Annotated in this window: 15 protein-coding genes; 8 read left to right on the forward strand and 7 right to left on the reverse strand. The window is 72.9% G+C overall.

Annotated features, from left to right (window positions below; translation table 11 throughout):
• Positions 1-148: 148 nt before the first annotated feature.
• Entirely contained in the window at positions 149-904 is a 756-nt protein-coding gene (locus IH50_RS0129825; protein WP_030869066.1) for an SIS domain-containing protein, read from the reverse strand.
• Positions 905-1,141: 237 nt separating this feature from the next.
• On the opposite strand from IH50_RS0129825, the gene IH50_RS0129830 reads away from it, so the two are divergent.
• Together IH50_RS0129830 and IH50_RS0129835 are read left to right on the forward strand one after the other, a co-directional pair.
• The gene (locus IH50_RS0129830; RefSeq protein WP_030869069.1) at positions 1,142-1,834 is read left to right on the forward strand and encodes a metal-dependent transcriptional regulator; all 693 of its coding nucleotides are present in this window, start codon (positions 1,142-1,144) and stop codon (positions 1,832-1,834) included.
• Between the two features lie 533 nt (positions 1,835-2,367).
• The gene (locus IH50_RS0129835) at positions 2,368-3,264 is read left to right on the forward strand and encodes an alpha/beta fold hydrolase (RefSeq protein ID WP_030869072.1); all 897 of its coding nucleotides are present in this window, start codon (positions 2,368-2,370) and stop codon (positions 3,262-3,264) included.
• Positions 3,265-3,271: 7 nt separating this feature from the next.
• On the opposite strand, the gene IH50_RS0129840 is transcribed toward IH50_RS0129835, so the two are convergent.
• The 3 genes from IH50_RS0129840 to IH50_RS0129850 all read right to left on the reverse strand — a co-directional run bounded on the left by IH50_RS0129840 (position 3,272) and on the right by IH50_RS0129850 (position 6,440).
• Complete coding sequence (locus IH50_RS0129840) at positions 3,272-4,867, reverse strand: hypothetical protein (RefSeq protein ID WP_030869089.1); 1,596 nt, start codon at positions 4,865-4,867, stop codon at positions 3,272-3,274.
• Between the two features lie 5 nt (positions 4,868-4,872).
• A complete protein-coding gene (locus IH50_RS0129845) occupies positions 4,873-5,664 on the reverse strand; it encodes an ABC transporter ATP-binding protein (protein WP_037873135.1) in 792 nt (263 codons plus the stop codon).
• A gap of 113 nt (positions 5,665-5,777) precedes the next feature.
• Entirely contained in the window at positions 5,778-6,440 is a 663-nt protein-coding gene (locus tag IH50_RS0129850) for a bifunctional DNA primase/polymerase (RefSeq protein ID WP_030869097.1), read from the reverse strand.
• A gap of 306 nt (positions 6,441-6,746) precedes the next feature.
• Here IH50_RS0129850 and IH50_RS0129855 point away from each other — a divergent pair, with 306 nt between their 5' ends.
• Positions 6,747-8,132, forward strand: a complete 1,386-nt coding sequence (locus tag IH50_RS0129855) for a hypothetical protein (RefSeq protein ID WP_030869099.1) — start codon at positions 6,747-6,749, stop codon at positions 8,130-8,132.
• Positions 8,133-8,309: 177 nt separating this feature from the next.
• Complete coding sequence (locus tag IH50_RS0129860; RefSeq protein WP_030869106.1) at positions 8,310-9,989, forward strand: hypothetical protein; 1,680 nt, start codon at positions 8,310-8,312, stop codon at positions 9,987-9,989.
• A 47-nt stretch (positions 9,990-10,036) separates the two neighbouring features.
• Here the strand turns inward: IH50_RS0129860 and IH50_RS0129865 are convergent, their stop codons facing one another.
• Positions 10,037-11,350, reverse strand: a complete 1,314-nt coding sequence (locus IH50_RS0129865) for an ABC transporter substrate-binding protein (RefSeq protein WP_030869107.1) — start codon at positions 11,348-11,350, stop codon at positions 10,037-10,039.
• Positions 11,351-11,522: 172 nt separating this feature from the next.
• On the opposite strand from IH50_RS0129865, the gene IH50_RS0129870 reads away from it, so the two are divergent.
• Complete coding sequence (locus IH50_RS0129870) at positions 11,523-11,969, forward strand: SCO4402 family protein (RefSeq protein WP_030869108.1); 447 nt, start codon at positions 11,523-11,525, stop codon at positions 11,967-11,969.
• Between the two features lie 47 nt (positions 11,970-12,016).
• Complete coding sequence (gene purU / locus IH50_RS0129875; protein WP_030869109.1) at positions 12,017-12,898, forward strand: formyltetrahydrofolate deformylase; 882 nt, start codon at positions 12,017-12,019, stop codon at positions 12,896-12,898.
• Positions 12,899-13,132: 234 nt separating this feature from the next.
• Here purU and IH50_RS0129880 read toward each other — a convergent pair whose 3' ends face one another.
• Both IH50_RS0129880 and IH50_RS0129885 read right to left on the reverse strand, forming a co-directional pair.
• Positions 13,133-14,266 (reverse strand): maleylpyruvate isomerase N-terminal domain-containing protein, encoded by a 1,134-nt coding sequence (locus tag IH50_RS0129880; protein ID WP_030869110.1) that lies wholly within the window; start codon positions 14,264-14,266, stop codon positions 13,133-13,135.
• Positions 14,263-14,844, reverse strand: coding sequence for a sigma-70 family RNA polymerase sigma factor (locus IH50_RS0129885; protein ID WP_030869112.1), 582 nt, complete (start codon positions 14,842-14,844; stop codon positions 14,263-14,265). The genes IH50_RS0129880 and IH50_RS0129885 overlap by 4 nt, the downstream gene beginning before the upstream one ends.
• Positions 14,845-15,200: 356 nt before the next feature.
• Here IH50_RS0129885 and IH50_RS0129890 point away from each other — a divergent pair, with 356 nt between their 5' ends.
• Entirely contained in the window at positions 15,201-15,581 is a 381-nt protein-coding gene (locus tag IH50_RS0129890; protein ID WP_030869113.1) for an STAS domain-containing protein, read from the forward strand.
• 166 nt (positions 15,582-15,747) lie between these two features.
• Positions 15,748-16,260, forward strand: coding sequence for an EF-hand domain-containing protein (locus IH50_RS0129895; protein ID WP_030869116.1), 513 nt, complete (start codon positions 15,748-15,750; stop codon positions 16,258-16,260).
• Positions 16,261-16,704 lie beyond the last annotated feature (444 nt).

Genomic DNA, 16,704 nt, shown 5'->3' on the forward strand with positions numbered 1-16,704 from the left:
CCCGCTCCTCAAACTCCCCCAGAGGGGGTACCCCCAGAGGGGCTAAGTTTCAGCCCCTCTGGGGGAGTTTGAGGAGCGGGGTCTGGGGCGGAGCCCCAGGTTCGGGACGGGAAGGGGCGGCGGGGGCGAGGAAAACCGTCGTCCCGGGTCAGTGGCGGTAGAAGATCCGGTCGCCGTACTCGTCCATGATGCGGGCGTTCCACTCGTGGCCGCCGTCCACGTTGCCGGAGCGCAGGAGCGGAGGCTCGATGCCGCGGTCGGCGAGAACCGCCGCCGCTGTGGCCACGACGGACTGCAGGAGTGCTGAGGTGACCACCGTGGACGCGGGAGCGAAGGGCGCCGGCACGTTGTCGAGGGTGAGTTCCGCGTCACCGACCGCGATCCGGGAGTCGAGTACGAGATCGCAGTGGTCCTTCAGGAACGTCCCGGAGGAGTGCCGGGACGTCGTCTGCGCCGCGTACGCCACCGACGTCACGCCGATCACCCGCACGCCCCGCTCCCGGGCCTTCATGGCCATCTCCACGGGCAGCGCGTTGCGCCCGGACAGCGAGACGATGATCAGCGCGTCGCCCGCGCGGAGGGGTGAGGAGTCGAGCACGACGCCCGCGAGGCCGTCGACCCGTTCCAGGGCGGAGCCCAGCGTGGCCGGCATCACGTCGACGCCGACGACCCCCGGGACGGCGAGCAGGTTCATCAGGGCGAGTCCGCCGGCCCGGTAGACGAGGTCCTGCGCGGCCAGCGAGGAGTGCCCGGCGCCGAAGGCGAAGAGCCGGCCACCGTCCGCGACCGTGTCGGCGAGCAGCGTGCCCGCCGCCGTGACGGACTCGGCCTCCTCGTCGCGGATTTGCCGCAGCAGGTCGATCGCGGCGTCGAGGAACCGGTCGGCCGGCGTGCGGTCGCTCATGCGGCATCCCTTCGGGCACTTCGGGGAGGAGTGTCGCGGATCACCGTGCGGTCTGGACCAGTGCCGTGTCAATACGGCGTCCGACGGCGGGGTTTCCCCTCCGCGCGGCCCCTCGTTTCCACGGTGCGGCCCGGTTGTCGGTCCGATGCGTCAGAATTGGGTCCTGGGCCAGCGCACGCGCCGGTGAGCCGTCCAGCCTCCGGCAGAGCCATCCGCAGATCTCATCGAGGGGCATGTATGTCCGGACTGATCGACACCACGGAGATGTATCTCCGCACCATCCTCGAGCTGGAGGAGGAAGGTGTGATCCCCATGCGTGCCCGGATCGCCGAGCGGCTCGACCAGAGCGGGCCGACGGTCAGCCAGACGGTGGCGCGGATGGAGCGCGACGGCCTGGTGTCCGTCGCCTCGGACCGGCACCTGGAGCTCACCGAGGAGGGCCGCCGGCTGGCCACGCGCGTGATGCGCAAGCACCGCCTCGCCGAGTGTCTCCTGGTCGACGTGATCGGTCTGGAGTGGGAGCAGGTCCACGCCGAGGCCTGCCGCTGGGAGCACGTGATGAGCGAGGCCGTCGAGCGCCGCGTGCTGGAGCTGCTGAGGCACCCCACCGAGTCGCCGTACGGCAACCCGATTCCGGGTCTGGAGGAGCTGGGCGAGAAGGACGGGGCCGATCCGTTCCTGGACGAGGGCATGGTGTCCCTGGCCGACCTCGACCCGGGCGTCGGGGGCAAGACGGTCGTGGTGCGCCGGATCGGCGAGCCGATCCAGACGGACGCACAGCTCATGTACACGCTGCGCCGGGCGGGCGTGCAGCCCGGTTCGGTGGTCAGCGTGACGGAGTCGGCGGGCGGGGTGCTGGTGGGCAGCAGCGGCGAGGCGGCCGAGCTGGAGTCGGAGGTGGCCTCGCACGTGTTCGTCGCCAAGCCCTGACCGGCCGGCCGGCCGGACAGGCTGGACAGGCCGGTGGGACGGGACGTCGGGCGGCCGGTCCGCGCCCGCCGGTGTGAGGTGTGAACGCGCCGAATGCCGGATCCACTGCGGCGAATCGCAGCGCTCACCGGATTCGCGTGCGAGGCTGTCGCGTGAGGCATATGACCTGAGTGGCTCTGGCCGGGCCGACAGCGGTGTCGTCCCGGCAGGGGAGGGGCGGGACGATGTGCCGTGACCACGTGAGGAGCCCCGGCGCCGCGCGGCGCCGGGGCCTGTCCTCCCCTGTGCTGACCCGGAGCCCCGAGCTCTCAGGGTCATCCCCCTCGGACCGTTTTCCCCGAGCGGTCCGCCTCCCGATGAAGATCTCCCCCGGGCCGCGGCGATCAATCCCCGCAGGGGGTCACTCGAACGAGGGGTGTTGCCGGGCAAAAGGCCATTTTCGAATGCTCATTCGATAGCCTGCGGGCGGTGGCAACGGGTAGGGCCAGTACACAGGCAGCGGACAGGCAGCGAGCTTGGGGGGTGCCAGGACCATGGCGCGACGCATCGACGTGACCGGGGCGGACGGCGTACGGCTCGCCGCCTGGGAGTTCGGCGACCCTCCCAAGAACGGGGCCGACCCGGCGGAGGGCGCCGGGCGGAACGCCCCCGGTGTGCTGTTACTGCACGGCCTGATGGGCCGCGCCTCGCACTGGGCGTCCACCGCCCGCCGGCTCTCCGGGCGGTACCGCGCGGTCGCCCTCGACCAGCGCGGCCACGGCCGCAGCGACAAGCCCCCGCATGCCTCCTTCACCCGTGACGCCTACGTCGACGACGCCGAGGCCGCCGTGGAACAGCTCGGTCTCGGCCCCACCGTCCTCATCGGCCACGCGATGGGCGCGCTGACCGCCTGGCAGCTCGCCGCCAAACGCCCCGACCTGGTGCGCGGGCTGGTCGTCTGCGACATGCGGGCCTCCGCCCTCGGGGCCGCCTCGCAGCGCGAGTGGGCGGAGTGGTTCAAGGCATGGCCGGTCCCGTTCGCCACGCTCGCCGACGTACGCAAGTGGTTCGGCGAGGACGACCCCTGGGTGGAGCGGCCCAACCCGGCCCGCGGCGCGTTCTACGCCGAGGTGATGGCCGAGTCCCCGGACGGCTGGCGTCCGGTGTTCGACCCGGACCAGATGCTCCGCTCCCGCGAGACCTGGGTCTTCGACGCCCACTGGGAGGAACTGGCCCAGGTGCGCTGCCCCGCCCTGGTGGTCCGCGGCCTCGACGGCGAACTCGGCCGCGCGGAGGCCCAGGAGATGGTCCGCGTCATGCCCCACGGCCGGTACGCGGAGGTCGCCGACGCCGGCCACCTGGTCCACTACGACCAGCCGGAGACCTGGCTCGCGGCGATCGAACCCTTCCTGGACTCCCTGGGCCCCCTGGACTCACCGGGCGAGGACTGACCGCGGCTCACCCCTTGCTCACCGCCGTCAGGATCTCCGGCAGCCGGCCGGCCGTCCGCGGGGCCGCCAGCCGCAGGCCGAGGAACGTCAGGGCCGCGCCGTACGCCGTGCCCACCGGCAGCAGCAGCCACAGCCAGTCGTCGCCCTCGGCGATGTTCAGCCAGACGGTGAGGGCGATGACCGGGACGCACAGCACCGCCGCCGCGACCATGCCGCCGAAGATGGAGATCCAGGCCAGCCCGACCTGCCCCGGGGCGACGTTCCTGTGGCCCTCCTGCGGGATGGAGTACGGGAAACGGGCCGAGGTCCACGCGCCCGTCGCGAGCATCGCGCCGAGCAGCGCGAAGGACAGGCCCAGCGCCTCCGGCAGCCGCGCCCAGTCGCCCAGCATCGCCGTCGTCAGCACGGTGACGAGCGTGGCGTACGGCAGGGTGACCAGCAGCAGCGCCAGCGCACGGGCGCGCAGCTCGACGTACGCGTCCCGGGCCGACGAGATCGTCATCGCGACCATCCAGAACGCCGAGGTGTCCTGCCCGAACTGGTTGTACATCTGGATGCCGAGCATCCCGGAGGCGAAACAGGCGAAGTAGACCGAGCCGGTGCCCTGCCAGGCGTTGAACACCGGCACGAGCAGCCCGATCGCCAGCGAGGTCACCCACGCGGCCTTCGTCTTCGGATCACGCCAGACGTAACGCAGGCTGCGCTCCATGGCCGTACCCGTGCGGCCCGGCGGCAGCAGCCGGGCCAGGCCCGTCGACGCGCGGTCGCGGACCGCCGTGTCCCCGGCCGCCTGGAGGGTGGAACCGTCCGGCGAGGTCATCAGCCGCGTCAGGGACCGCGACCACAGCGCGAGCAGCCCCGCCAGCGCCGCCGCACTCAGCGCCAGTTGCGCCAGCGCGACCCCGTACGCCCCCTCGCCCGCCGTGTGCACCGCGGCGACCGCCGACGCCGGCGGGAGCCACCGCAGCACGTCCGCCGCCGGGTCGAGCTGCTCCAGACCGGAGGAACCCAGCCGCTGCGCCCCGAAGTTGACCACCTGCGCCCCGACGGCGATCACCAGCCCGCTGAGCACCGCGAGGTCCCGGCCCTTGCGGCTGGTGAGCAGCCGTACGTTGGCGGCGGCCACCGCCCGCGCGAGCGCCACGCACCCCAGCAGCGTCAGCGGCACGGCGAGGACGCCCACGGCGAACGCCGCCCCGCCGTGCGCGACGGCGATCACGGAACCGGTGAGCAGGCACAGCGTGAACAGCGGCCCGATACCGACCAGCGAGGACACGAGCAGGGCCCGCACCAGTGGCCGCGGCCGCAGCGGCAGCATCACCAGCCGGGTCGGGTCGAGGGTCTCGTCGCCCCCGGGGAAGAACAGCGGCATCACCGCCCAGCCGAGGCTCAGCACCACCACGAGCAGCACCACCAGCGACTCGACGTGACCGGAGCCGCGCAGCGCGATCAGCCCGAGCAGTTGCAGCGCGGCGAACAGCAGGACGACGACGGCGGAGGCGATGTAGGCCGCCTTCCGCCCGCCGGACTGCCGCAGCCCGTTGCGCAGCAGGGACAGTTTCAGCCGGACGAAGACGGAGGTGAGGGCGGCGGGAGTGTTCACGGCGCTCACCGGGAACCCCCGCCCAGCCAGTCCAGATCCGAACCGGCGTCCCGGCTGTCCGCCCCGACCAGCTCCAGGAACGCCCGCTGCAGCGAGGGCGCGTCCCCGCGCACCTCGGCGAGCGGACCGTGGGCGCGGATCCGGCCGGCGGCCATCACCGCCACCCAGTCGCACAGCGACTCGACGAGCTCCATGACGTGGGAGGAGAAGACGACCGTGGCGCCGGACGCCGTGTACCGCTCCAGAACACCCCGGATGGTCTGCGCGGAGACCGGGTCGACCCCCTCGAACGGCTCGTCCAGGAAGAGGACTTCGGGATTGTGCAGCAGGGCGGCGGCGAGCCCGATCTTCTTGCGCATGCCGGTGGAGTAGTCGACGACGAGCTTGTGCTGGGCACCGGCCAGACCGAGGACGTCGAGCAACTGCGTGGCCCGCTTGTCGACCTCGGCACCGGGCAGCCCCCGCAACCGCCCCGTGTAGGCGAGCAGCTCACGCCCCGACAGCCGCTCGAACAGCCGCAGCCCCTCCGGCAGCACCCCGATCCGGGCCTTGACCTCCACCGGATCCCGCCACACGTCGTGCCCGACGATCTCGACGGTGCCCTGATCGGGCCGCAGCAGCCCGGTCACCATGGACAAGGTGGTGGTCTTCCCGGCCCCGTTGGGCCCGACCAGCCCGATGAACCGCCCCGCGGGCAGCTCCAGATCGATCCCCCCGACCGCGACCTGTTCCCCGAACCGCTTCCACAGCCCTCGCACACTTACGGCCACAGTCCCCACCAGGTCTCCTTCCGTCAGCAAAGAAGCCTAGGGGAGTGGAGCGCCCCCGAAGGGGCGCGGGGAACTGCGCGACAAGCCACAACGAACCCGCGGTCGCGACACCACACAAGCCCCGCGGGACAACAGGCGCCCTACCGATCCCTGCCGCACGCATAAGCCAACGGCGAGACCAACTCCTCCACGTCCGGCAGCCACCGGTTCGCCGCCGTCGGCCGGCAGGCCCACTGCACGGCCCCCCGGCACCCGACCCGCGTGGGCGGCGCGGCCACGTACGCCCCCTCCCCGAGGACCACCAGGTCGAGCGACGACAACGACCACCCCAGCCTGCGCAGCAGATCCGGCACCTTCGCCGACGCCCCCGGCAGCACGAAGAACTCCGTCCGCCGGTCCGGCGTCACCGTGACCGGCCCCAGCGTCAGCCCCATCCGCTCCATCCGCGCGAGCGCCAGGAACCCCGCCGTCTCCGGCACCGAGACCGCGTCGAACGTCCGCCCGGTGGGCAGCAGGATCGACGCGTCCGGCTGCTTCTGCCACATCCGGCGGGCGACGGTCGCGCTGCCGGTCGCCTGGGCCGCCCAGTCCGGGCGGGCCGGGTGCGCGCCGGGCGCGGGGCACGCGGCGTCACCGCACGAGCAGCGCTGCACCCCCTCGACGGCCTCCAGCCAGGTACCCGGGAACACGTCCCAGTGCCGCTCCTCGGCGTAGCGAACTGCGGTGTCCAGCAGCGATTCCCCGCGCTGCTTCGGGATCTGTACGGCGTCGGCGCCCGCGATCGTCTCTTCCACGATGAACACAACTACGGCCGTCACCAGGGGTTACGCCCACGCGCATGCGCGGGGGAGGAGCACCGGCTCCGTGTCCGGGGCGCATGGGTGCATCCACGGGGGCGCGCGGGAGGATCCGCGTCCCCGGTGGGTAACCAGGAGAGGGGCCGGCATCCGCCGTTACCCCGGCAATCCTCACATGTCCCGCATTGTCGGTACTTCAGTGGGGCATTGATCTTCCCGGCCGCATCCATCGCCGGGACGCGAGACGTACGGCCGCGGAAGACACGTCAACTCGGTGCGTGGCAGGGCACCGCAGCCTCAGGGGGTACGCCAATGGCCGCAAGGCCTCTCGTCGCACGGCAGCCGAACGAACGGCTGCAGGCGCTCATCCAGGAAGCCGGATGCTCCAACGCCGGGCTGGCCCGCAGGGTCAACATGTGCGGCGCCGAGCACGGCCTCGACCTGCGCTACGACAAGACGTCGGTGGCGCGCTGGCTGCGCGGACAGCAGCCGCGGGGCCGGGCGCCGGCGATCATCGCGGAGGCGCTGGGCCGCAAACTGGGCCGTACGGTCACGATCGACGAGATCGGCATGGCCAACGGCAAGAACCTCGCCTCGGGCGTCGGCCTCCAGTTCTCGCCGACGGTACTGGGGGCCATCGAGCAGGTCTGCGAGCTGTGGCGCAGCGACGTGGGCCGGCGGGACTTCCTGTCCGGGTCCTCTGTCGCCGCCTCCGCGCTGGTGGAGCCCAGCCGCGACTGGCTGATCTCCGCGCCCGACGGGCAGGTGGCGCGCTCCGCCGGGCCCCGCGTGGGCCAGTCCGACGTGGCGGCCGTGCGGTCCATGACGCAGGCGCTGGTGGACCTGGACCACCAGTACGGCAGCGGGCACGTGCGCCCGGTCGTGGTCCACTACCTCAACAGCGTCGTCTCGGGGCTGCTGGCGGGGTCGTACCGCGAGGCCGTGGGGCGCGACCTGTTCGCGGCGGTCGCGCGGCTGACCGAACTGGCCGGGTACATGGCCGTCGACACCGGGCAGCCGGGCCTCGCCCAGCGCTACTACATCCAGGCGCTGCGGCTGGCGCAGGCGGCCGGGGACCGCGGATACGGCGGGTACGTGCTCGCCGCCTCGATGAGCCACCTGGCCGCACAGCTCGGAAACCCGCGGGAGATCGCGCAGTTGGCGCGCGCGGCGCAGGAGGGCGCGCGGGGGCGCGTGACACCCCGCGCGGAGGCGATGTTCCACGCGGCGGAGGCGCGCGGGCACGCGCTGATGGGCGACGTGCACGCCGCGCAGACGGCGGCGGGGCGCGCGGTGAGCGCCATGGAGGCCGTCGATCCGGCCTCGGGCGACGACCCGGTGTGGATCGCGCACTTCGACGAGGCCTATCTGGCCGACGAGTTGGCGCACTGCCACCGGGACCTCGGCCAGGCTGAGGCAGCCGCGCGGTGCGCCCGCCAGGCGCTGGAGGGGCATCCGGCGTCGCGGGCGCGGCGGCGGGCGATCGGCCTCGTGCTGCTGGCCACCGCGCAGGTGCAGCAGCGCGAGGTCGAACAGGCCTGCAGTACGGGTCTGAAGGCGGTGGAGCTGCTGGGCGGACTCCGCTCCAACCGGGGCGCCGAGTACCTGGAGGACCTCCAGCAGCGCCTCGAACCGTACCGGGAGGAGTCGGTGGTACGGGAGTTCGGGGCGCGGATGGAGCTCCAGACGGCGGCCTGACGTCCACCAGGTGACGGGCAGGGGTGAAGGGGGTGACGCAAGCGGCTTACGGTGTCCCGGTTTTGTTACCGCGCTCACAGGGCAGGAGGTCAGGTCCTGTGCTGCGTGGCACCGGGCTCCGGGGACCCGGTAGCGTGAGCCGACGATTCACAAGGTCCCCCATTGGCAGGAGTCCCGGTGACGCAGAGTGGACAGGGCGAGGAGCCCTCGGCGCGCCCCGCGCGCGAAGGCATCGTGCTGCCCTCCGACGGTGGCGAACCCCTGCTGCCGGGCATGACGGCCGGGCCGGCCGCCCCCGGCGGCGCGGACGGCCGCACCTCCGGCGGAGGGTTCCCCGCCTCGGCCCCGCCCGGCGGCCAGACCTGGGACACGCCGTGGGGTCCCGGGCAGCAGAGCCCGGCCGCACCGCCCGGCCAGGACTGGCAGCCCCCGTCCGACGACCAGTGGGGCACCCCGGAGCCGTCCCCGTGGGGCGCGCGGAACACGCCCGCCCCGGCCCACGGCGGCGGCCCCGGTCCGCTCCCGCCCGAGGGCGCGCAGACCCACGGCGGTCATCCGCCGTACGGCGGGAACACCCCGTCCGGCCCGCACGGAAACGTTCCGCACGGCGGCGCCGGTCCGTACGCCGCCGGAGCCCCGCTGCCGCCCGCCGACCCCTACGGCGCCCCCGCCCAGAACGGCTACGGTGCCCCCCAGTACCCGCCGGCCGCCGCGCCGGACGGGGTGGAAGGGGTCACCCAGTACATGCCGCCGGTCGCCGACGGCGAGGGGGCGACGCAGTTCATACCCCCGGTACCCGCCGCCGACGAGGGAGCGACGCAGTTCATCCCCCCGGTGGGTCCGGGCGCGCTGCCGCCCGAGACGCCCGCCCACGGCTCCGAGGCCGGCGGATACCCCGGCATGCCCCCGCGGAACGCGTCCGGCGCGGGACACCTGCCGCCCGCCGGCGGCCCCGACGCCGAGGCCACCCAGTACATCGCCCCCGTCACCGACCAGCCCCCCGGGCAGTCCTACGGCACCCCGCCGCCCGGTGACGGCAGCCGGCAGCCGCCCGCCGAGTTCGACAACCTCTTCCGCGACGGTGCCGCGGGACCGGCCGGATCCACCCAGCAGCTCCCGCGCGTCGACTACGGCCCGCCCGTCCGCACCACGCCCGGCGGTCCGGCCGGCCCGGCCGGTCCCACCGCCCCGGCCGGCGGCCGGGGCGGACGCGGCGGTGGCCGCACCGGCTCCCGCGTGCCGCTCATCGCGGCGATCGGCGTCGGTATCGCCGTCCTCGGTGTCGGCGCGGGCGCGCTGCTCGGCAGCCCGAACGGCGACGACGACGGCGACGGCGGCAACCAGAACGTGTCCGCGACCGCGCCCGCGAGCGCGGAGGCCTCCGGCTCGCCGTCCGCCGACCCGGCCCGTGAACAGGCCGTCGAGCTGGACAAGCTGCTGGCCGACAGCGGCGACAGCCGCACCACCGTGATCAACGCGGTCGCCGATGTGAGGGCCTGCCGCGATCTCGGCCGGGCGGCCGCGGACCTGCGGGAAGCGGCCGGGCAGCGCAACCAGCTCGTGACCGACCTCTCCGGTCTGTCCGTGGACAAGCTGCCCGACCACCAGGCGCTGACCAGCGCGCTCACCAAGGCGTGGCAGGCGTCGGCCTCGGCCGACAACCACTACGCCGCCTGGGCCGACCAGACCGCCGGCAAGAAGGGCTGCAAGAAGGGCCAGGCCCGCTCCACCGGCCAGACCCAGGCCGGCAACCAGGCCAGCGGCACCGCGACCACCGAGAAGCAGAAGGCCGCCAAGCTGTGGAACGCGATCGCCAAGCGGTACGGCCTGACCGAGCGCCAGCCGACCCAGCTCTGACCGGGCACCGCTGACCCGCGTCCCGCCCGGCCGGGCGGAACCGCGGGTCAGCCCAGATCCGCGTCCCGCAGCGTCTTCGTCACATCGGTGAATCCCTTGCGGGCCGCGACCAGCCGGCCGCCCTCGACCGCCTGCAGCGTCACGTTCGCGTTGACCAGGCGGGGGAAACCGACGGCGGCGAGATCGTCCTGGAATTCCCACCGCAGGGTGGGGGTGAGCCCGCCCGTGGTGACCTTCAGCCCGCCGTCCAGCGCCCCGCTCACCGTGTCGGCGCTCACCTCGCCGTCCCCCAACGACTCGACGACCTGCTTGAACACGGTGTAGGCGATCCAGGTGGTCTGCACCCCGGCGTCCGCGGCGTCGATCCGGTTGTCGCCGAACGCCTCCTCCTTGATCACCTTCTTCATCGGGTTCCAGCGGGCGTCGCTCGCCGCCGGGTACCAGCCGGTGACGTACGACCCCTCGTACGGCCCCGACGCCCCGCCGGACGCGTCGATCGTGCTCTGGTCGACGCTGCCCAGCACGGTCGCGGTGTGCACCTCGGGATAGTCGGCGCGGGCCCGCCGGAAGGAGTCCATGAAGGTGCCCGTGCGGTCGCCGAGCGCGGGCACCACACAGCCCCGCTCGGCCGTGTCCGCGGTGGCGCGCTCCAGGGCCTGCCGCGCCTGGCTCTCGTAGGAGGTGGCGTCCTCCGCCGCCCGCTGGTCACCGGAGCGCGCGTGCCCGCCCGCCGCCAGACCCGAGTCGAGCAGCGGGGGGAGCTGGTCGCCCACGATGGTGTCGGGCCGGATCAGGGTGACCGGCCCGCAGGTGTCGGCCAGGGTGCGTCCGAGACCGGCCAGCAGCACCGGCTGGCCGCCGTTGACGGGGTAGGACAGCGGGCTGGTGAACTCGTTGGTGGTGATGCCGTAACCGCCGATGTACGGGATCCCGGCGCCCTCCAGGGTGGGCATGAAGGAGTCGGCGTGCTGGCTGTAGGAGCCGACCACCGCGACGGCGTTCTCCTGCACCGCGCGCCGGGCGCACCGTGCGGCGGCCACGGTGTCGTTCTTGTCGTTGCAGGTCAGTACGGTGAGCCGACGGCCGTTGATACCGCCCTGGGAGTTGATCCAGCGGGCGTACGCTTCGGCGAACGCGGGCATTCCGGGCTTGTTGGTGGCCTCGGTGTCCTGGGGCGCCCACGTCATCACGGTGAGGGGGCCGTCGTCCCCGGAACCCCCCGTGGCACCGGGGACGACCCCGCACCCCGCGGCGAGCGACGCGCACGCCACCAGCGCGCCCGTGGCCAGGACGCGGGCCCTGACGGGCCGGTGGAGGAGGCGGGGGAGGAGAATGCTGCGGATGCGTCGCCTGCCGGTCATGCTCCCCCACGATTCCGCCACACGGCCAACCCCGGAGTGACCCTTGGTCAACGGATGGTGACGCCGGGGTGAATTACGGGGTCCCGTATGACTCATGTGGCGCGGAAACGTACGATCGACGATCGTGCAAGGTTCGGAGAACTCTTCCCGTCGCGGCCGTCGCTCCTTCACCATGGGCGGCATGCCACTCAACGACATGCCGTGGTGGCGCTGGCGCAGCAATGTGCGCTCCGCGCTGCACATGCTCTCCGACCCCGCCTTCCAGCGGGACGTCTGGCTGGCCGGGGTCGACGGCTACGGCGACGTCACCGACGCCGTCTACCGGCTGGTCGAGGACACCTGGCTGGACAACTGGTCCGCCGAGAAGTACGTCGGCACGATCTTCCGCGACTCCCAGGAGGCGGCGCTCGTCGACACCGCGGTGCTGCGCGTGCTGCGGATCATGCACCAGGTCGGTCCGGACGCGCCGGTGGCCGCCTATCTCGAGCACGAGGGGTGGCCGGAGGCGGTACGGGCCGCGCGGGACGCGCACGTGCGGATGGCGGCGAGCGACGGCGACGACCCCGACGCACCGCCGAGCACCCTGGAGGTGCTGCGGATCGTGACGCGGTCCGCGTAGCGAAACGGCAGGCCGGCCGTGACCGCGCGTGTGGGACCCTTTTCCGCATGAGCGAGCAGTCCACCCGAGCCGCGGCCCCCGCCGACCAGTACGTCCTCACCCTGTCCTGTCCCGACAAGCAGGGCATCGTGCACGCCGTGTCGAGCTATCTCTTCATGACCGGCTGCAACATCGAGGACAGCCAGCAGTTCGGCGACCACGACACGGGACTGTTCTTCATGCGCGTCCACTTCTCGGCGGACGCCCCGGTGACCGTGGAGAAGCTGCGGGCGAGCTTCGCGGCGATCGGCGACTCCTTCCACATGGACTGGCGGATCAACCGGGCCGACGAGAAGATGCGCGTCCTGCTCATGGTCAGCCGGTTCGGGCACTGCCTGAACGACCTGCTGTTCCGCGCGCGGACCGGCGCGCTGCCGGTGGAGATCGCCGGGGTGGTGTCCAATCACACCGACTTCGCCGAACTGGTGGCTTCGTACGGCATTCCCTTCCACCACATCCCGGTGCCGAAGGACGGCAAGGCGGAGGCCGAGGCCCGGCTGCTGGAGATCGTGCGCGAGAACGACGTCGAGCTCGTCGTCCTCGCCCGCTACATGCAGGTCCTCTCGGACGACCTGTGCAAGCGGCTCTCCGGGCGGATCATCAACATCCACCACTCCTTCCTGCCGAGCTTCAAGGGCGCGAAGCCGTACCACCAGGCGCACGCGCGGGGCGTGAAGCTCATCGGCGCGACCGCGCACTATGTCACCGCCGACCTCGACGAGGGGCCGATCATCGAGCAGGAGGTCGAGCGGGTGGGGCACGACGTCACGCCCGAGGGGCTCGTCGCGATCGGACGGGACGTGGAGTGCCAGGCGCTGGCGCGGGCGGTGAAGTGGCATGCGGAGCGGCGCATTCTGCTCAATGGGCGGCGGACGGTGGTCTTCGCCTAGGAGCCCGGAGGGTTCCCGTTCCGTCGGCGGGTGCGGGCTCGTCGTGGCCGTTCGCGCAGTTCCCCGCGTCCCTGAAGGGGCGATCCCGCCGTGCTCTCGTGCGGGTGGTCTGTGGCTGAACGCGCAGTTCCCCGCGCCCCCACAGGTACGTCCACTGTGCGTACCCATAGGGGCGCGGGGAACTGCGCGGAACCTCCCACGCACCCGCGCTCACCGGCGAGACGGAACCCGCCCCTACAACCGGCTCATGCTCGCCGCCGCGAACAGGACGTCCTTAATGGCGTCACGGTCTCCGACCTGCCCCACCGCGGCCTCGCGCGGGGACACGTGCCCCGCCGCGAGCCTGCAGAACTCCGCCCCGTCCAGCGCGACGTGCGCCACCTCGTGCTCGGCCGACCCCTTCGCCGCCGGAGAGTCCAGCGGGATCAGCCACTCGCCCCCGCCGGACCCCTCGATCTCCAGCCGCAGGCTGCGCCCCGGCTCCCCGGCGGCGACCAGGTGCCGTTGCACGGGGGAGGCCAGCCCGTGCTGCCGGCGGTGTTCCAGCACGGCCGGCAGCATGCGCGCGGCCAGGTCGACGATGCGGTGCAGATGCCGCCCGGAGGGCGGGTCGTACGGGTAGTCCACCGCCTCGGCGATGTCCTCCGCGTGCACCCAGCACTCGAAGGCCCGGTCCAGCATCGCGTCGTGCAGCGGCAGTTCGTAGTCGCCGTACGACACCGGCAGCCGTCCGGTGCCGCCGCCCGTGAAGGACACCGTCCGCACGAGGGCGTGGCTCTGCTCCCGCCAGGGCGCCCGCACCGAGCGGGTGGGCGGGAAGCGGGCCGCCCGCCAGTACGCCTCGGTGCGGTCCGTCGGGGTGGGCCGGGCGGGCGTGGCGTCGCCGAGCGGGTCGTCGAGGCCGAGGGCGACCGCGACCAGCCCGTCGACCGTCAGCAGATGCGCGATGACCCCGGCGACGGTGGTACGGCGGCTGCTCGCCTCGTCGGACTCGTACCAGCGCAGCCGCACCGGCGCGTGCCACTCGGAGTCGCCGAAGTCCTGGAGCAGCGCGTCCAGCCGCGCGGTCTCGGCGTCGTACGCGGCGGCCCACTCCGGCACGGGGACGCGGGGCGGGCGCCGCTCCAGGCAGGCCTCCAGGACGCGGGTGCGCAGGCCGGGGTCCAGGTCCAGGCTCTCGGGCCGCTGGAGCAGGCCGACCGCCTCGCGCAGCCGCAGCGCCTCGTCCGCGCAGGGCCCGCAGGTGCCGAGGTGCTCCTCGACGGCGTCCGCCTCCGCCTGCGCGCAGGCGGCCAGCGCCCAGGCACCCAGCAGCGACTTCAGCACGTGGTGCTCCAGTACGAGCGGTCCGGCACGGTGCTCGCTCACGCGGCGCCCCCGATCCCGGGCGGGTCGCCCGGGGCCCCGGTGTCGTGCGCGGTGGCCAGCAACTGCAGGCCGAGGCGGAGCCGGCGGCGCGCCTCGTCGTCGGTGACGCCCAGGTCGGCGGCGGTCTGGCGGTAGTCCCGGCGCTGGAAGTACGCCAGTTCCAGGGCGTCCCGCAGCGGCGCCGGCATGGACTGGACGATGTAGTCGGCGCGGGCCGCCACCGAGGCGTGCCGCACCGTGCGCTCCAGGTCCTCCGTGGTGCCGGGGCCGCCGCGGGCGAGTGCCGCGGTCTCCGTGGTGCGCAGCCGGCGTACGGCCAGCAGGCTGGTCAGCGTGGCGAGCCAGGTGCGCAGGGGTTCCTGCGCGGGGTCGTAGGAGTCCGGGTGTTCCCAGACGTGGGCGAAGACATCGCGGGTGACGGCGTCGGCGGCGTGTTCGTCGCCGACGACGCGGTGGGCGAGGCCGTGCACGAGCGAGGCGAACCGGTCGTAGAGCTCACCGAGGGCCGCCGCCTCCCCGCGCGCGAGCCGCTGCTGCATCCTGCGGTCCCAGCGGGGCGGTACGTCCGTTTTCGGCATGCGGCCCCTCACCCCCTGTTCCTTCCCGGTTCCGGGGTGGTCGGTCCCGGTTCCGGTGTCGCCTGCGACCCCAGGAATGTAGTCGGCGTACAGGAGGGCGCACGCCCCTTTATGGCAATGTGCGCCCCTGGAGGAGCCGTAGATGGTAAGGGGCCGCCCGCCCACGTCGGACGCCGTCCGGGTCGCATCCGCCCACCTCCGCACCGATCGGAACCGATCGAATCAGATCGAAGACGACTAAAATAAGCCCTTTCTGTTCGGCATCCGTTTCCCGGCTCGCGTTTCAGGGAACGGCCGGTGGGCAGCCGCGCTGCAAGGAAGCGTAGGGACTGCTTCCGTTCCGGCGAGCGAGGGGCGTGGTGGTGACCTTCAAAGTGACCGACAAGGAGCACGGCGAGTGGACCGTGCTCCGGGTCTCGGGCGAGCTGGACCTGGTGACGTCCCCGGTGCTGCGCCAGCGGGTGCACGACGTGGTGGCCGAGGGCGGGCACAGCCTCGTCCTCGACCTCTCCGAGGTGTGGTTCTGCGACTCGAGCGGGGTCGGCGTGCTCATAGCCTCCCGCAGACTGCTCCGCTCCTGCCGGGGCAGTCTGCGGCTGATCCTCCCCGCGCGGGGGGCCGCCGACGGCAGTCACGTCAACAAGGTGCTCGGCGCCCTCGGGGTCCGCCGGCTCTTCGAGATCCACCCGGACGTCCCCTCCGCGGTCGACGAGGACTCCCGCCCGCTGTCGGCATGACGGCACGCGCGGACGCTTACATGTGTCGACGCTCGCACGTGTCACACGCTTGTCCCGTTATTCCCCCGGTCTTGGTCCAGGCGTCGTTTTCCGGCTTCCCGGCGGCCCACCACCACGTACGCTCCCAGCGAGACGACCCACTGACCTAAGGCGGCCTGAGAGAGACATGGTCACCAGCGAGTACGAGCGCAGGATCGCGGCCCGCTTCGCGGGCTTCGACCAGGACGGCAACGGCTACATCGACCGCGAGGACTTCAGCGGAGCGGCCAAGGCGCTGCTCGCCGAGTTCGCCGTCGCGGCCCGCTCCGACCGGGGCCAGGCCCTGTACATCGGCGCCGAGGCGTTCTGGCAGGGCATGGCGGGGATCGCGGACCGCGACGGCGACCAGCGCATCACACGCGAGGAGTTCGTGAACGGCGCGGTCAAGCGGCTGCGGGACAACCCGGACCGGTTCGCCGAGATCGCCCGCCCCTTCCTGCACGCGGCGCTCGCCGTCGCCGGCACCGGCGAGGACGGTACCGCCGGCGTCGAGGGCGTCGCGCGGGTCCTCGAGGTGCTCGGCGTCCCCGAGGACCTCGCCCGTACGGCCGCCGCCGCGCTGGACCCGGACGGCGACGGCAGGATCGGCGAGGAGGAGGTCGTCCGGTCCTTCGCCCGCTACTTCACCGTCCCCGAGTAGCTCCGGTGGCCCGGACGGTCCGGGTGGCCCCGGTGGAACGCCTCCGCGCGGATGTCACGGATCGTGGCATTTTCATGATCACGGAGGGTTGATACCGGCTTGTGTCCTGTGCGGCACTCGTCACGGCCCGAAGTCGGACGTCCCCTCCGGTACCTTGTGTGGGATGCGAGTGGTCCCGCGTACGCACCGCGCCGGAGCCGCCCCCGAGGCGGCTCCGTACCGGCCGGTGCCTGCGACTTCCCGCCGGGTGGCCAGGCGAAACGCCGGCACCCGTTCGACTCCCCGTGGCGGGCGTCGCACAGTATGCCGTACGGGTACTCCTTCGCGCTGGAATATGCCCGAAGCGCTTGTTGGGGTGACTGTACGTCAACCATGCTGTCCCATAAGGGATTCACGTTCCGTGACCCCTGTCCCGGCCGTTGTTCTGGCCATGCAGGAAATGGC

Origin of the sequence: Streptomyces sp. NRRL S-37 (genome assembly GCF_000721605.1) — a bacterium.
Taxonomy (GTDB): Bacteria; Actinomycetota; Actinomycetes; order Streptomycetales; family Streptomycetaceae; genus Streptomyces.